This is a genomic window from Neisseria sp. P0021.S007, assembly GCF_051956855.1.
This window is the reverse complement of the sequence record NZ_JBQCXA010000007.1, coordinates 57,243-70,724: the sequence shown is the minus strand read 5'-3', so window position 1 is coordinate 70,724 and position 13,482 is coordinate 57,243. Positions and strand designations below refer to the sequence as shown.

13 protein-coding genes and 1 tRNA gene are annotated in these 13,482 nt (G+C 51.3%); 3 read left to right on the top strand and 11 right to left on the bottom strand.

Going from position 1 to position 13,482, the window contains the following annotated elements; all coding sequences use genetic code 11:
* Positions 1-220: 220 nt before the first annotated feature.
* From ACTHUR_RS09190 to ACTHUR_RS09175, 4 genes are all read right to left on the bottom strand, one after another.
* Positions 221-1,645, bottom strand: coding sequence for an alanine/glycine:cation symporter family protein (locus ACTHUR_RS09190; protein WP_004520201.1), 1,425 nt, complete (start codon positions 1,643-1,645; stop codon positions 221-223).
* A gap of 263 nt (positions 1,646-1,908) precedes the next feature.
* Entirely contained in the window at positions 1,909-3,420 is a 1,512-nt protein-coding gene (gene lysS / locus ACTHUR_RS09185; RefSeq protein ID WP_440361276.1) for a lysine--tRNA ligase, read from the bottom strand.
* Positions 3,421-3,590: 170 nt separating this feature from the next.
* On the bottom strand, positions 3,591-5,033 hold the full coding sequence (gene aldA / locus ACTHUR_RS09180) for an aldehyde dehydrogenase (RefSeq protein ID WP_440361275.1): 1,443 nt from the start codon (positions 5,031-5,033) through the stop codon (positions 3,591-3,593).
* A gap of 312 nt (positions 5,034-5,345) precedes the next feature.
* Positions 5,346-5,421 (bottom strand) — tRNA-Lys (locus tag ACTHUR_RS09175).
* Between the two features lie 182 nt (positions 5,422-5,603).
* Between ACTHUR_RS09175 and ACTHUR_RS09170 the strand changes: the two genes are divergently transcribed.
* Positions 5,604-6,035, top strand: a complete 432-nt coding sequence (locus ACTHUR_RS09170) for an Ag473 family lipoprotein (protein WP_003749309.1) — start codon at positions 5,604-5,606, stop codon at positions 6,033-6,035.
* A gap of 69 nt (positions 6,036-6,104) precedes the next feature.
* Here ACTHUR_RS09170 and ACTHUR_RS09165 read toward each other — a convergent pair whose 3' ends face one another.
* Positions 6,105-7,079 carry a TerC family protein gene (locus tag ACTHUR_RS09165; protein ID WP_070695180.1) on the bottom strand — a complete coding sequence of 325 codons (975 nt, stop codon included), beginning with the start codon at positions 7,077-7,079 and terminating at the stop codon, positions 6,105-6,107.
* A 33-nt stretch (positions 7,080-7,112) separates the two neighbouring features.
* Complete coding sequence (locus tag ACTHUR_RS09160) at positions 7,113-7,562, bottom strand: CopD family copper resistance protein (RefSeq protein ID WP_036493576.1); 450 nt, start codon at positions 7,560-7,562, stop codon at positions 7,113-7,115.
* Positions 7,563-7,816: 254 nt separating this feature from the next.
* Here ACTHUR_RS09160 and ACTHUR_RS09155 point away from each other — a divergent pair, with 254 nt between their 5' ends.
* The gene (locus ACTHUR_RS09155; RefSeq protein ID WP_003684747.1) at positions 7,817-8,029 is read left to right on the top strand and encodes a glycine zipper 2TM domain-containing protein; all 213 of its coding nucleotides are present in this window, start codon (positions 7,817-7,819) and stop codon (positions 8,027-8,029) included.
* Positions 8,030-8,092: 63 nt separating this feature from the next.
* Here the strand turns inward: ACTHUR_RS09155 and ACTHUR_RS09150 are convergent, their stop codons facing one another.
* The 5 genes from ACTHUR_RS09150 to ACTHUR_RS09130 form a co-directional block, all read right to left on the bottom strand.
* Positions 8,093-9,013, bottom strand: coding sequence for a hydrogen peroxide-inducible genes activator (locus ACTHUR_RS09150; protein ID WP_003749313.1), 921 nt, complete (start codon positions 9,011-9,013; stop codon positions 8,093-8,095).
* Positions 9,014-9,016: 3 nt separating this feature from the next.
* Positions 9,017-9,280, bottom strand: a complete 264-nt coding sequence (gene minE, locus ACTHUR_RS09145; protein ID WP_003680625.1) for a cell division topological specificity factor MinE — start codon at positions 9,278-9,280, stop codon at positions 9,017-9,019.
* A 3-nt stretch (positions 9,281-9,283) separates the two neighbouring features.
* Positions 9,284-10,099 carry a septum site-determining protein MinD gene (minD, locus tag ACTHUR_RS09140; protein ID WP_003749316.1) on the bottom strand — a complete coding sequence of 272 codons (816 nt, stop codon included), beginning with the start codon at positions 10,097-10,099 and terminating at the stop codon, positions 9,284-9,286.
* A 26-nt stretch (positions 10,100-10,125) separates the two neighbouring features.
* Positions 10,126-10,845 carry a septum site-determining protein MinC gene (gene minC / locus ACTHUR_RS09135; RefSeq protein ID WP_003749320.1) on the bottom strand — a complete coding sequence of 240 codons (720 nt, stop codon included), beginning with the start codon at positions 10,843-10,845 and terminating at the stop codon, positions 10,126-10,128.
* 147 nt (positions 10,846-10,992) lie between these two features.
* Entirely contained in the window at positions 10,993-12,228 is a 1,236-nt protein-coding gene (locus ACTHUR_RS09130; protein ID WP_070695181.1) for an FAD-binding domain-containing protein, read from the bottom strand.
* A 125-nt stretch (positions 12,229-12,353) separates the two neighbouring features.
* On the opposite strand from ACTHUR_RS09130, the gene ACTHUR_RS09125 reads away from it, so the two are divergent.
* Positions 12,354-13,196, top strand: coding sequence for an ATP-grasp domain-containing protein (locus tag ACTHUR_RS09125; protein WP_070695182.1), 843 nt, complete (start codon positions 12,354-12,356; stop codon positions 13,194-13,196).
* Positions 13,197-13,482 lie beyond the last annotated feature (286 nt).

Below are 13,482 nucleotides of genomic sequence, written 5' to 3'. Positions count from 1 at the left end.
AGTATTACTATGCAAATGAAATGCTTGACTGGGTGCCGATTTGGAATTAGAATCCGTCCATATTGTTGCACTGCGAAATGAGAAACGTTGCTACAATAAGGCCGTCTGAAAAGATGTGCCGCAACGCTCTGCCCCTTAAGGCTTCTGCTTTAAGGGGCATCGTTTTATCTAGATGGCAGGGATTAAAAAGGCCGTCTGAAATTTCAGACGGCCTTTGGTATTACCAGATATCGGATTTGATTTTGCGTTTCAAGCCTGGGTGTTCAGAGAGTTTGAACTCTGGGTCTTTACCCATTTTCAGCTTGGCTGTGTAGTCTTTCAACAGCAGGAAGGCAAGTGGTGACAGGAGCAGGATGGCAACGAGGTTAATCCATGCCATGATGCCCATGGCCATGTCTGCCATATCCCATACCAAGGGTACGTTGGCAACTGCGCCGAAGTAGACCCATGCCAAAACCAGCATACGGAAAACGGCGGTAACCAGCCAATGGCTCTTGATGAATTGGACGTTGGACTCAGCATAGGCATAGTTGCCGATAACGGTTGAAAAGGCAAACATAAACAGGATGGCGGCAAGGAAGCCCGCGCCCCATTCGCCTACCTGGCTGACGATTGCCGCTTGGGTCAGCGCCGCACCACTCAGGTCGCCGTAAGGCTGTTGATAGGTCAAGACGATAAAGGCAGTGCATGAGCAGACGATGATGGTATCGACGAAAACGCCCAGCATTTGAATCATGCCTTGGGAGACGGGGTGTTTCACTTCGGCTGCGGCTGCGGCGTTCGGCGCAGAACCCATACCCGCCTCATTGGAATACAGGCCGCGTTTGATACCCTGCATCATGGTGGTCGAAATCAGACCGCCGAGGAAACCGCCTGCAGCCGAATCGAAGTTGAACGCGTTGGAGAAAATCTGATCGAACACATCAGGAATCAGGGAAATATTGGTAGCAATGATGAAGAGTGCTATGACGAGATATAAAACCGCCATCAGCGGAACGATAATTTCCGCGGCTTTAGATACGCGACGGATACCGCCGAAGATAATAGGGGCAGTCAGAATGACCAGGGCGACACCGACATAGTGTTGATCCCAGCCCCATGCCGCTTTGGTGGTATCGGCGATGGTATTGGTCTGTACGGCTTCAAATACAAAGCCGAAACAGAAAATCAGGCTCAGGGCGAACAAAACGCCCAGCCATTTTTGTCCCAGGCCTTGAGTTATGTAGTAGGCAGGACCGCCGCGGAAGTGGTGGTTGTCGTAGTCCCGGACTTTAAAGAGTTGGGCCAGTGAAGATTCGACAAACGCCGAACTCATGCCGATTAAGGCGGTTACCCACATCCAGAATACCGCGCCCGGCCCGCCGAGTTTGATGGCAATCGCCACGCCGGCGATGTTGCCCACGCCTACGCGGCTGGCCAAGCCGGTAACGAATGCTTGGAACGGTGTGATTCCGTGCGGATCATCACCTTGTTTGCGGCCGCCCAGCATTTCTTTGATACTGCGGCCGAAGAGGCGGAATTGTACAAAACCGGTGGTAACGGTGAAAAAGAGGCCTGCGCCTAAAAGCATATATACCAACCCCGACCACATTGGGTCGTTGATGGCGTTTACCCAGCCGTGAAGCTGTTCGAAAAATTGATCCATACAAACCTTTCAGAGTTTTTGCATTTTCAGACAGCCTGTGTGTGTGGGCTGTCCTGTAATTGGATGTATTCTAGCAGACTGTCAACAAACTGAAAAACGTTTACATATTCTTTTTTATATTATGCTTTTGATTATCATGGAATTTTATTATTATAATGTAAAGGAATTGTCGATTTTAATTTTTCCGTTTTACATATTTGAACAAAAAGGCCGTCTGAAAACAGAATCTTGTTTTCAGACGGCCTTGATTTTATTTCAATGTGTTATTCGGGACGCATTTGCGGGAACAGAATCACGTCGCGGATGGTTTGCGAATCGGTCAGCAACATTACCAAGCGGTCGATGCCGATGCCGCAGCCGCCGGTCGGCGGCAGGCCGAATTCCATGGCACGGATGTAGTCGGCATCGTAGTGCATGGCTTCGTCGTCGCCAGCGTCTTTTTGCGCCACTTGTGCCTTGAAGCGTTCGGCTTGATCTTCCGGATCGTTCAACTCGGAGTAGCCGTTTGCCAGTTCGCGGCCGACAACGAAAAGCTCGAAGCGTTCGGTCAAACCCGGTTTGCTGTCGGATGCGCGTGCCAATGGCGATACTTCGACAGGGTAGTCGATGATGAAAGTCGGGTTCCACAGTTTGCTTTCTGCACAACCTTCAAACAGGGCAAGTTGCAGGCTGCCGATGCCCGGAGACGGAGGCAGGCTTTCGCCGTGTTTGACGATTTCTTTTTTCAGCCATTCTTCATCGTTCAACTGCTCGTCGGTGTAGTGCGGATTGTATTTCTTGATGGCTTCGAGAATGGTCAGGCGTTCAAACGGGCTTTCCAAATCGACTTCTTTGCCGTTGTAGCTGATTTTTGCCGTGCCGTTTACCGCGCGGGAAGCGTTGCGGATGATGTCTTCCGCCATTTGCATCATGCGTTCGTAGTCGGAGAAGGCTTCGTAGAATTCGATCATGGTGAATTCAGGGTTATGGCGCACGGACATGCCTTCGTTACGGAAGCTGCGGTTGATTTCAAACACGCGCTCCAAACCGCCGACCACCAAGCGTTTCAGATACAGCTCGGGCGCAATGCGCAGGTAGAGCGGAATGTCCAAAGCATTGTGGTGGGTAACAAAAGGTTTCGCTGTTGCGCCGCCCGGAATCGGATGCATCATCGGGGTTTCGACTTCGAGATAATGCTCGTTCACCATGAAATTACGCACGGATTGGATGATTTGGCTGCGTTTGATGAAGGTATTGCGCGATTCTTCGTTGGCAATCAAATCGACGTAGCGTTGACGGTATTTGGTTTCCTGATCGCTCAAGCCTTTGTGTTTGTCCGGCAGCGGACGCAGGGATTTGGACAGCAGGCGGATGTCGGACACGCGCACGGTCAATTCGCCATGGTTGGTTTTAAACAAAGTACCTTCCGCACCGACGATGTCGCCCAAGTCCCAGTGGTTGAAGTCGTCCAAAACTTCTTGGCTCACGCCTTTGTTGTTTAGATAAAGCTGGATTTGACCGGTAACGTCTTGAATGGTGGCGAAGCTGGCTTTGCCCATTTGACGTTTGAGCATCATGCGGCCGGCCACTTTGACGGGAATGCCTTGCGGGTCGAGTTCTTCTTTGCTGATTTCACCGTATTGGGTATGCAGGTTGGCGGCAAAGCTGTCGCGTTTGAAATCGTTAGGGTAGGCGTTGCGTTCTTTGCGGATGTTGTGCAGTTTCTCGCGGCGCAGGGCGATGATTTGGTTTTCGTCCAACTGCGGCTCGATTTGCGGATTGTTTTGTTCGCTCATGGTGTTTTCCGGAAAAATGAGTCAGGCTGCCGGAGTTTTCAGACGGCCTGAATAAAGTGAAAAATTGGCTCTATTTTACGCGATGTCGGTGTTTTTTTCTATAAAGGCAGAAAGGCCGTCTGAAACCTGAAAAATTGGTTTCAGACGGCCTTTTGTTTCATGAAGGTCAGTTAGATATCGGTTTCCAAATAAACGACTTGGGTTTGCAGATATTCTTCCAAACCGTGTTTACCGTCCGCGCCGCCGATACCTGATTTTTTCCAACCGGCATGGAAGCCCTGCATGGCTTCAAAGTTTTCGCGGTTGATGTAGGTTTCGCCGAAACGCAGGCGGCGGGTTACATAAAACGCTTCATTCAGATTGGTGGTATAGACGGAGCTGGTCAGGCCGAATTCGCTGTCGTTTGCCAAGGCGATGACTTGATTGAGCGTGTCGAAAGTGGCAACCGGCAGGACGGGGCCGAAGGTTTCTTCCTTCATAATGTCCATGCTGTTGTCGGTATCAGTCAGCAGGGTAGGTTCAAAGAAGTAGCCTTTGCCGTTGGCACGTTTGCCGCCGCAAACCAAAGTTGCGCCTTGTCGAACTGCGCGTTCGACTTTCTCGGCAACGGCTTTGACGGCACGCTCTTCAATCAACGGGCCCATTTCCAGTGAGCCGGGTTCGGCTTCGGCCGGGTTGCCGTAGCGTACGCCTTTCATGGCGGCGGTCATTTTTTCGATAAACGCGTCTTTCAGGCTGCTGTGGACATATACGCGTTCGGCGCAGTTACAGATTTGGCCGGTGTTGCCGACGCGCGAAGCCAAGATGGATTTCACTGCCAAGTCCAAATCCGCGTCTTTCAAAACGATGGCAGGGGCTTTGCCGCCGAGTTCCAATGAGACTTTGGTAATGTTAGTGGCGGCGGCTTCCATTACTTGGCGGCCTGCTTCTACAGAACCGGTCAGGCTGACCATGTCGACTTGCGGATGTGATGCCAAGGCATTGCCGATTTCTGCACCCGGGCCGTTGACGACGTTGAATACGCCGGCCGGTAAGCCTGAAGCGTGAACGATTTCAGCAAAGATGTGGCAGTTGATCGGGGTGACGCTGCTGGGTTTGACGACGATGGTATTGCCTGTTACCAAAGCCGGGCCCATTTTGCGGGCAATCAGGAAGAAGGGGAAATTCCACGGCAAAATGCCGGCGATTACGCCCAAAGGACGTTTGAACAATAAAATGTTTTCGCGCGGGCGGTCGCTTTGGATGATTTCGCCTTCATAACGGCGCGCCCATTCGGCTTGATAATCGAGATAGTCGGCAGTGAACATGACTTCTATGCGTGCCAAGTCTTTGGTTTTGCCACCTTCGGCGACAATGGTGTCGGTCAGCTCGTCGGCGCGTTCACGGATGCCTTGGGCGATTTTGCGCAAGTATGCGCCGCGTTCAACGGCAGGCAAACGCTCCCATGCGGCTTGCGCCTCTCTGGCGGCGGCAACGGCACGGTCAACATCGGCTTTTCCGCCTTTAGGCTCACGCGCGATGACTTCTTCGGTTGCCGGATTCAATACATCGCGCCATGTGCCGTTAAAATCGGTTTCAAAACGGCCGTTGATATACATAGACAGTTGTTTCATCAAACTTTCTCCTATTGTTGTAGTTGAATGTAGTTTTAGTCTATGCCTAAATTGTCTGGCATACAAGAGTATTTAGAGTGGGTTGACGGTAGGTATTTGGAAGTTTTTAGAAAAAGTTGATGGAAGGGGGAGTCGGACTTGGTTGATTAAAGGTAGGTTGGTGCTGGTGTGATGCGTTGGGTAACGTTCATGCGCGGCATTGGGACAAAGCCTGTATATGGCTTGATTTTGAAGATAGGGGAGGTATCGTATGGAGAAGGGTTTGATAGGGATGTAAAAAAACCTGCTTTTTTCAAAGCAGGTTTTTATATTTGGTGGGTCGTGAGCGATTCGAACGCTCGACCAACGGATTAAAAGTCCGCTGCTCTACCGACTGAGCTAACGACCCGATAGGCTGTGCATTATAGGTGGCTTGTTTCTTTCCGTCAACTGTTTTTTTGAAATTTTTTTCAAAAAACGTAAATCGATTGTTATTTGGCGTTAATTCTCCCGTTTCCGAGTATTAATTATGTTATGATTTTCTAATCTGTCAGTTCTGATGGATATTTTTTAGACCAAAGGATATACAACATGAAAAAATTATTGATTGCTGCGATGATGGTGGCTGGTTTGGCTGCTTGTTCTCAAGAGGCGAAACAGGAAACTCAAGAAGCGGCTTCTGCCGTTGCTTCTGATGTGAACGCTGCTGCTGAACACGCGGCTTCTGCTGCTGATGCTGCTGCTTCCGAAGCTAAAGGCGCTGCTGAACAAGCTGTTTCTGACGCTAAAGAAGCCGGTGCCGATGCGAAGGAAACTGCGGAGAAAGCAATTTCCGATGCTAAAGAAACTACCGGTAAAGCCATCGATGGTGCTAAAGAAGCCAGCGACAAAGCTTTGGACGATGCAAAAGCTGCTGTGGGCGAAGCTAAAGACGCTGCCAAAGATGCGGCTAAAGATGCTTTGGGTAAAGCTGCCGATGCAACTCAAGAAGCTGCCGACAAATTGAAAGATGCTGCTAAATAAGCCGGTGTCCGATATTTGAAAAGGCCGTCTGAAAAAATGTTTTTCAGACGGCCTTTTTGTATCGGCGGATTATTTTTTTTCTTGCTGACGCGTGTACACCAAAGAAGTCAGGATGGATGCGCCCAGTGCGCCGAAGACGACGGACAGGGAAATGGAAATCGGAATATGTACCCAGTGCATAATCAGCATCTTGATACCGATAAAGCTCAATACGAAGGCCAAGCCGTATTTGAGGAAGATAAAGCGTTCGGCAAAATCCGCCAGCAAAAAGTACATGGCACGCAGGCCTAAGATGGCAAAAATGTTGGAGGTAAGGACGATGAACGGGTCGGTGGTGACGGCAAAAATAGCAGGAATGCTGTCCACGGCAAAGATGACGTCGCTCAATTCGATCATAATCAATACCAGTAAAAGCGGCGTAGCGATGCGTTTGCCGTTTTCAATGGTAAAGAATTTTTCACCGTCAAACTGTAGGCTGGTCGGGATGACTTTTTTGAGCAGGGTCAGGATCTTATTTTGGGAAAGGTCTTCTTCAGCTTCGGCTTCGGGCTTCATCATGTGAATGCCGGTGTATAAGAGGAAGGCGCCGAAGAGGTAGAGAATCCATTCAAATTGTTGTACCAAGGCTGCGCCGATGAAGATCATGATGGCGCGTAGGACGATGGCGCCGAATACGCCATAGAGTAAGACGCGGTGTTGGAATTTGGGTTCGACTTTGAAATAGCCGAAAATCATCAGGAAAACGAAGATGTTGTCGACGGCAAGGGATTTTTCGAGCACATAGCCGGTGAAGAATTCGAGGACTTTTTCTTTGGCGACAACGACCCCGTAAGCCGGGTTGCCCGCCAGTTCGAAATAGAGCCAGCCGGCAAACGCGCAGGATACGGCCACCCAAATGCCGCTCCAAGCGAGGGCTTCTTTAATGCTGACTTTGTGGGCACCGTTTTTTTTCAGCGACACCATATCGATGGCGATCATAATTAAGACGGCAATAAAGAAGATGCCGTAAAACATCGGCGAGCCGACGGACGGGTATTGGGTCATAAACAATCCTTGTGTGTGGGGTATGGGTAAGGTTTACCAAGACAGGTAGAACATTGCTTTGGCAAAAAAGACGATAAACAGCATATGGCTGAATACGACGGCGTGTATGTATTTCGACCAGCCGACGGTAAGGGTGTGCCGTGCCATTTTGACGACGGCGATGGCAAAATGTACCAAAACGCTTACTGCCAACAGGATTTTGATGCTCAGCATGATGCCGAAGGAGCTGTCGAATGGGTGGTGCAGTATCGGCAGGTAGCGGTTGTACACCATCACGATGCCGCTGATGAACAGGGTAATGACGACAGGCGGCATCACGCGGACGGCACGATAGGACATGGCACGTTCGACTTCACGGCGCGATTCGCGCGAAACGCGGCCGGTGTGTAAAACGGAGAGGACCAGCATTTCGAAAAATACGCCGCCGACAAAGGCAATCGCGCAATAAACGTGGATGATGTGTGCCAGTGCGTAGATACTCATGACGGGTGTTTCCGGTAATTCAGACAAGTCGTCATTGTATCACTACCGAATGCGGTTGATGTATGCGCAATTTTATGCCAAGTATATTAAAATTTATAAATATTCTTTTGGAATTGCCGTTTGTTTTTGTATTTAACCGCTCATCAAGAGCGTTATCTTAGTTTAATCTGTCTTTACTTATCAGAAAATATATTAATGAAAGGTTGTGCCATACTGTTTCATATACAGCTTAACCCCTGATGGAGAATCAAACCATGAAGAAAACTTTTGCAAAAACTGTGACCTTGATCATGTTGGCCGCTTCTTTGGGTGCATGTGCCAATATGACTCAAACCCAACGCAACACTGCTGCTGGTGCGGTATTGGGCGGCGTGGCAGGTAATTTGATTGGTGGCGATACCGGCTCTACCTTGGGTGGCGCGGCTTTGGGTGGTGTTATCGGCAGTCAAGTTCATACCCGCTACTAATCCTTTATTTGGTTAAAAATAAAAAGGCCGTCTGAATGTTCAGACGGCCTTTTGTTTTACGGTTTATTCGTTGACGAACGTTACACCGGTCAGTTGCGATTGCAAAATAGCAGTGCGCAAGGCAGTCAGTGCTTTCGGACGGACAAAGTTGCGGCGATAAGCCAAAACGACACGGCGGTGCGGTGCAGTGCCTTCAAACGGGATAATGCTGAAAAGCATGTGGTCGTTTTCGGTCAAGGCGGTAGCCGGCATGACGCTGATGGCCAGGCCGCTGGCAACCATGTGGCGGATGGTGTTGATGGAGCTGCCTTGCAGGGTATTGGTCAAGCCCTGGATTTTTTGCTTGGAAGCCAATTCGGAACAGCTTGCCAACACTTGGTCGCGCATACAGTTGCCTTCGGATAGCAGTAACACTTGTTCTTCGCTCAAAAGCTGAGGCGTAACGGCATCGAGTTCTTCAAAGTGATGGCCTTTGGGAACGATGACGAAGAAAGGTTCGTCATACAGGGGCTCGGTTACGATGCCCGGCTCTTGGAACGGTTCGGCAACGACGATTGCATCGACATCGCCGCGTTTGAGCGACTCGGTCAGGATGTGGGTATAGTTCTCTTCCAGCATCAGCGGCATTTTCGGCGCGGTTTCACGCAGCGCGGTAATGAGCTTGGGCAGAAGGTAGGGGGCAACGGTAAAAATCAGGCCGAGTTTGAACGCGCCTTCCAATTCGTTTTGCTCTTCATTGGCAAGGTGCTTGATGAGTTCGGCTTCTTCCAGAACCCGGCGGGCTTGGGCGACAATGCGCTCGCCCGCTTCGGTCGTGATGATGTCGTTGCTGCTACGGTCGAACAGGGATACCGACAGCTCTTCCTCCAGCTTTTTGATGGCGATGGAGAGGGTGGGCTGGCTGACAAAGCAGCGTCGTGCGGCACGTCCGAAGTGACGTTCTTGTGCGACGGCTACGATGTAACGCAATTCGGTCAAGGTCATGTGTTAAGCCTTTTTTTGTTCCGGCAGGGTGATGTTCAGCTCAAGAACGTCCAAGCCGTCTTGTTTCTCTTGGGAGATGCGGATGTCGTCCAATGATACGTTGACGTATTTGGACAGGACTTCCAGCAGCTCTTTGCGCAAGGTCGGCAGATAATCTGGAGCTTGGCCTTCTTGTGCGCGTTCTTGCGCGATGATGATTTGCAGGCGGTCGCGCGCGACGGTGGCGGTTTTCGGCTTTCTGCCGAACAGCATATCGAGCAGTGACATGTATTAACCTCCGAACAGTCGTTTTAAGAAACCTTTTTTCTCGGCTTCAAGGAAACGCATTTCGCGGTTTTCACCCAAGAGGCGGGCAATAACGTCTTTGTAGGCTTCGGCTGCGGCGGCATTGTCTTGGTGGATGACAGGTTCGCCGGCGTTGGAGGCCTGCAGTACGTTTTGTGATTCAGGAATCACACCGATCAACGGAATACGCAAGATGTCGCAGATATCTTGAACAGACAGCATTTCGCCCTTGGCCACGCGCTCAGGGGAGTAGCGGGTAATCAGCAGGTGCTCTTTAACTGTGCCGCCTTGTTCGGCTTTGCGGGATTTGCTTTGCAAAATGCCCAAGATGCGGTCGGAGTCGCGGACGCTGGATACTTCCGGATTGGTGGTGATGATGGCTTCGTCGGCAAAGTAGAGCGCCATCAGTGCGCCTTGTTCGATACCAGCAGGGGAGTCGCAGATAATGAACTCGAAGCCCATTTTTTTGCTGGACAGCTCTTTCATCACTTTGTCGACGCCGTCGCGGGTCAACGCGTCTTTGTCGCGGGTTTGCGAGGCGGGCAGGATGTAGAGGTTTTCGCAGTTTTTGTCTTTAATCAGGGCTTGGTTGAGTGTGGCTTCGCCTTGGATGACGTTGATGAGGTCATACACGACGCGGCGTTCGCAACCCATAATCAGGTCGAGGTTGCGCAAACCGACGTCGAAGTCGATTACGGCGGTTTTGTGGCCGCGCAGGGCCAGGCCGGTTGCGATGCTGGCGCTGGTAGTGGTCTTGCCTACGCCGCCTTTACCTGAAGTTACTACGATGATTTTGGACACGATATTTCCTTTTTAAGTACTGATGTTTATTCGGCGTCGATTGCGCTGATAACCAGTCGGTTGTCTTGCAATGATACTTGTACGGGTTTTTTGTGCAGATGCTCGGGCAGGTCTTGCTCGAAGTTGCGGTAGATGCCGGCAACGGAGACTAACTCGGCCTGCATGGAATGGATGAAGATGCGCGCGTTGGTGTTGCCTTTCGCACCGGCCAACGCCCTGCCGCGCATGGGGGCGTAAATATGGATGTTGCCGTCGGCGATAAGTTCTGCACCTTGGCTGACGATGCCGGTAACGATGAGGTCGCCGTTTTCAGCGTACACCTGCTGGCCGGTACGCACGGGCGTGCTGACCAATACGGTCGGATTGTTGATGACGGTGGCCTGTACGTCTTGCGGCTGCGGTGCTTGGCGCGGGGTGGGCGCTGCCTGTGTGTCGGCTGCCTGGGTGGCGTTGCCTTGTTTGAATACCAAGTGGTAACGCGCCGCCGCCGCTGCCCATGTGTCGCTGGTGTGGTGCAGCCCTAAAATTTGCATGCCGTAACGGGCAAACAGGGAAATCATGCCGCCCAAATCGATGGATTCGGGATGGTCGAAATCTTGTACGTCTAAAATGAAGGGAACGAATTCGTCTTGGGATTGGCCTGCCAGTTGGCGCAGGAATTCTTCCAATTCGGTTAGATCTGCGGTGTGCAGATGGATGGATAAGACGTCCAAACGTGACGTTTTTATGTCGAATGCGGGTTTCATTGTAATGAAATAATAAAATTTTTTAATGACGTAAGTTTACCGTGTAAATCTTGGCTATTCAATCTGTTTGGCCGTCTGAAACCAAAATATTTTGTTTGAACGTTTTTCAGCTGTATTTAGTGTGGTTTTTTGGTGTGAACGTAGGTTTCAGACGGCCTTGGGAAAGGGGTAGCCGTGTGTGTCGATGTCGTCGGCGGCGGCCCACGGCGTGTGGATGAGGGTGGAGGGCAGGTGCGCCAATTCGGGGAGGTAACTGCGGATGTAGCTGCCGTCGGGGTCGATTTGATGTGAACGGTGGGCATAGCGGACGGTGGCCGTGTCTTGTGCGGCAAGGTGCCAGTTAGCTTGGTTGAGCGCGGGGTCGGTGCCGGTTTGGACGGAGGTTGTCCACGCGATGCCTTGGTTAGGGTCAAAGTTGAGGGCATGGCAGAAATAGTGGGCGCACAGCTGCTGGAGAACGGGGTGTAAGTGGCCGGTGGCTTCGAGGCCGCGGATGGAGGCGTCGATGATGGGCACGCCGGTTTGGCCGTGTCGCCAGTATTCGCATATCGGAGCGGCATCGGTTGTTTCGGGCAGGCGGCGGTGGTAGGCGAGCTGGTAGCAGTAGTCGCGGAAAATAAGCTTGTCCAGCCACTCGAAATGTCGGTTTGCCAAGCCTTCGGCGGCCAGCAGGCGCGGTGAAATGCAGCCTGCGGACAGGTAGGCATTGAGGAGGCTGGTGTTTTTTCGTGCCGGAAAATTTTGGGTAATCGGGTAGTGAACCAAATTCTGTTTGAACGCGTGCCATTGCGTTAAGGCCGCGGTTTCGCCACCCTGTTGATAGGCAGGCAATACTGCGCCGGTATGGGCTGGAAACAGTGGAACGTTTTGTCCGGTTTGAACAGGCAATTCGGTTTCAGACGGCCTTTGTCCTGAATAAGCCTGCAACCATGCTTGTTTATAGGCGGCAAAATCGGTGTAGGGCAGGCCGTTGGCATCCATGAGGGGGGATTTGGCCAAAATGCCGCGGTCGTTGGCGTGTTGCAGGGCAATGCCTGCTCGGTCGAAATTGTGCCAGAGGTGGTTGTCTTGACGGATTTCGGCTTCGGTGTAGGCTTCGTCTGTGATGACGGTATGGGCATTGAGCGCAGCAGCCAAGGGGAGGAGGTCTTCGTCGGAGGCAACGACATATAAAGGAATATGGTGTGCCGCCAGACGGGTATGCAGCTCTTGCGCGGCTTGATAGTGGAACAGGCTTTGACGCGGATTGTGGTTTTCAGACGGCCTTTGGCTGACCCAGACGCAGGTGATGGGCAAACCGCTTGCAACGGCGGCATTAAGCGCGGCATTGTCGTGCAGGCGGAGGTTGCGGCGGAACCAGACAAGGACGTGGGCAGATTTCATGAGCATGTTCCGACGAAAAAGGGGAAACCATTTTATCAGAATCGGCCTCATGTATCAGGCTGTCTGAAAAATCTTTTGGTTTGATTTCGCTATATAATTTTGGTTTTAGCGACGAGGTGGCAACCATGACCGAGCAAACCGTTTTGGCACTCATTACCTGCCAAACCTATCCCGAACCATCGGACAACCTGAAAACATTGGCGGCATGCTTGGAAAGCATGGGCGTGAAAACCGTATTTGATGCGTGGCAAAACCATCCGTCCGCACCGTTTTTACTGCCTTTGTGCGCATGGGATTATGCCGCCGAACCCGAAGTCTTCCGCCAATGGCTGGAGCATGCCGAGCAGGCGGGGCAGCGTTTTATCAATCCGCCCGAGCTGATGGCTTGGAATATGGAAAAGACTTATTTGTGCGATTTGGCAGAACGCGGTGCGCAAGTGATTCCCAGCGTGTTCGTTCCGCCGCAAAAAGCCGAATTGGCCGACATCCTGAACCGACAAGGTTGGATGGAAGCAGTCATCAAGCCGGCATTTGGGCAGAGCGGCAAAGGCGTGGTTAAAGTTTGTGCGGACGCATTGGACGTGAACATGGCGGATTATCCGCAAGGTATGATTGTTCAACCGTATATCCGCGAAATCGAAACAGCGGGTGAAACCTCGCTGGTGTTTTTCAACGGCATACTCAGCCATGCCGTGCGCCGTCAGCCGCCGCAAGGCGAATGGCGCGCCAACTCGGCCTATGGCGTGTCGGTGTTCGGTATTGAGCCGCCCGAGTTTGCCGTCCGTGCCGCGCAAGACGTACTGGCCGCTTTGCCGCAAATTCCGGTTTACGCTCGGGTGGACGGTACATTGGTCGGCGACACCTTCCTGCTCAATGAATTGGAACTCATCGAGCCCGCCCTGTATTTGCACACCAGCGAAGGCGCAACGGAACGCTTTGCCCGATTGTTGGCGCAGTTGCTTGGGTAACATTCATCAACCTGACTTTATCAATATAAATAGCAAGCCTCAGGCCGTCTGAAAACCATCTTTCGGACGGCCTGAAGCTTTTTAAAACAAGATTTGCGTGTTTGTATTTTTCAATAATGTGCCATTTGTCGATTGTGTCATTTTAATTGTTGCAGTCTTAATTGATGGTTGATTAACTTTCATTTGGCATTTTCTCTCGGCCGCAGCCTTTATTTTTAGCGGATTGTAAACAATCTGGCCGGTCTAAATAGATATCTTTTTAGGGTAAAACCTCAAAAATCTTTTT

What these genes read in the sequence shown, in the direction of transcription:
- ACTHUR_RS09125 (WP_070695182.1), top strand. Translation starts at nt 12,354, where the DNA reads ATGACCGAGCAAACCGTTTTGGCACTCATTACCTGCCAAACCTATCCC.
- minE (WP_003680625.1), bottom strand. Translation starts at nt 9,280, where the DNA reads ATGTCACTGCTCGATATGCTGTTCGGCAGAAAGCCGAAAACCGCCACC.
- ACTHUR_RS09190 (WP_004520201.1), bottom strand. Translation starts at nt 1,645, where the DNA reads ATGGATCAATTTTTCGAACAGCTTCACGGCTGGGTAAACGCCATCAAC.
- lysS (WP_440361276.1), bottom strand. Translation starts at nt 3,420, where the DNA reads ATGAGCGAACAAAACAATCCGCAAATCGAGCCGCAGTTGGACGAAAAC.
- ACTHUR_RS09150 (WP_003749313.1), bottom strand. Translation starts at nt 9,013, where the DNA reads ATGACCTTGACCGAATTGCGTTACATCGTAGCCGTCGCACAAGAACGT.
- ACTHUR_RS09155 (WP_003684747.1), top strand. Translation starts at nt 7,817, where the DNA reads ATGAAGAAAACTTTTGCAAAAACTGTGACCTTGATCATGTTGGCCGCT.
- ACTHUR_RS09165 (WP_070695180.1), bottom strand. Translation starts at nt 7,079, where the DNA reads ATGACCCAATACCCGTCCGTCGGCTCGCCGATGTTTTACGGCATCTTC.
- minC (WP_003749320.1), bottom strand. Translation starts at nt 10,845, where the DNA reads ATGAAACCCGCATTCGACATAAAAACGTCACGTTTGGACGTCTTATCC.
- ACTHUR_RS09170 (WP_003749309.1), top strand. Translation starts at nt 5,604, where the DNA reads ATGAAAAAATTATTGATTGCTGCGATGATGGTGGCTGGTTTGGCTGCT.
- ACTHUR_RS09160 (WP_036493576.1), bottom strand. Translation starts at nt 7,562, where the DNA reads ATGAGTATCTACGCACTGGCACACATCATCCACGTTTATTGCGCGATT.
- aldA (WP_440361275.1), bottom strand. Translation starts at nt 5,033, where the DNA reads ATGAAACAACTGTCTATGTATATCAACGGCCGTTTTGAAACCGATTTT.
- ACTHUR_RS09130 (WP_070695181.1), bottom strand. Translation starts at nt 12,228, where the DNA reads ATGAAATCTGCCCACGTCCTTGTCTGGTTCCGCCGCAACCTCCGCCTG.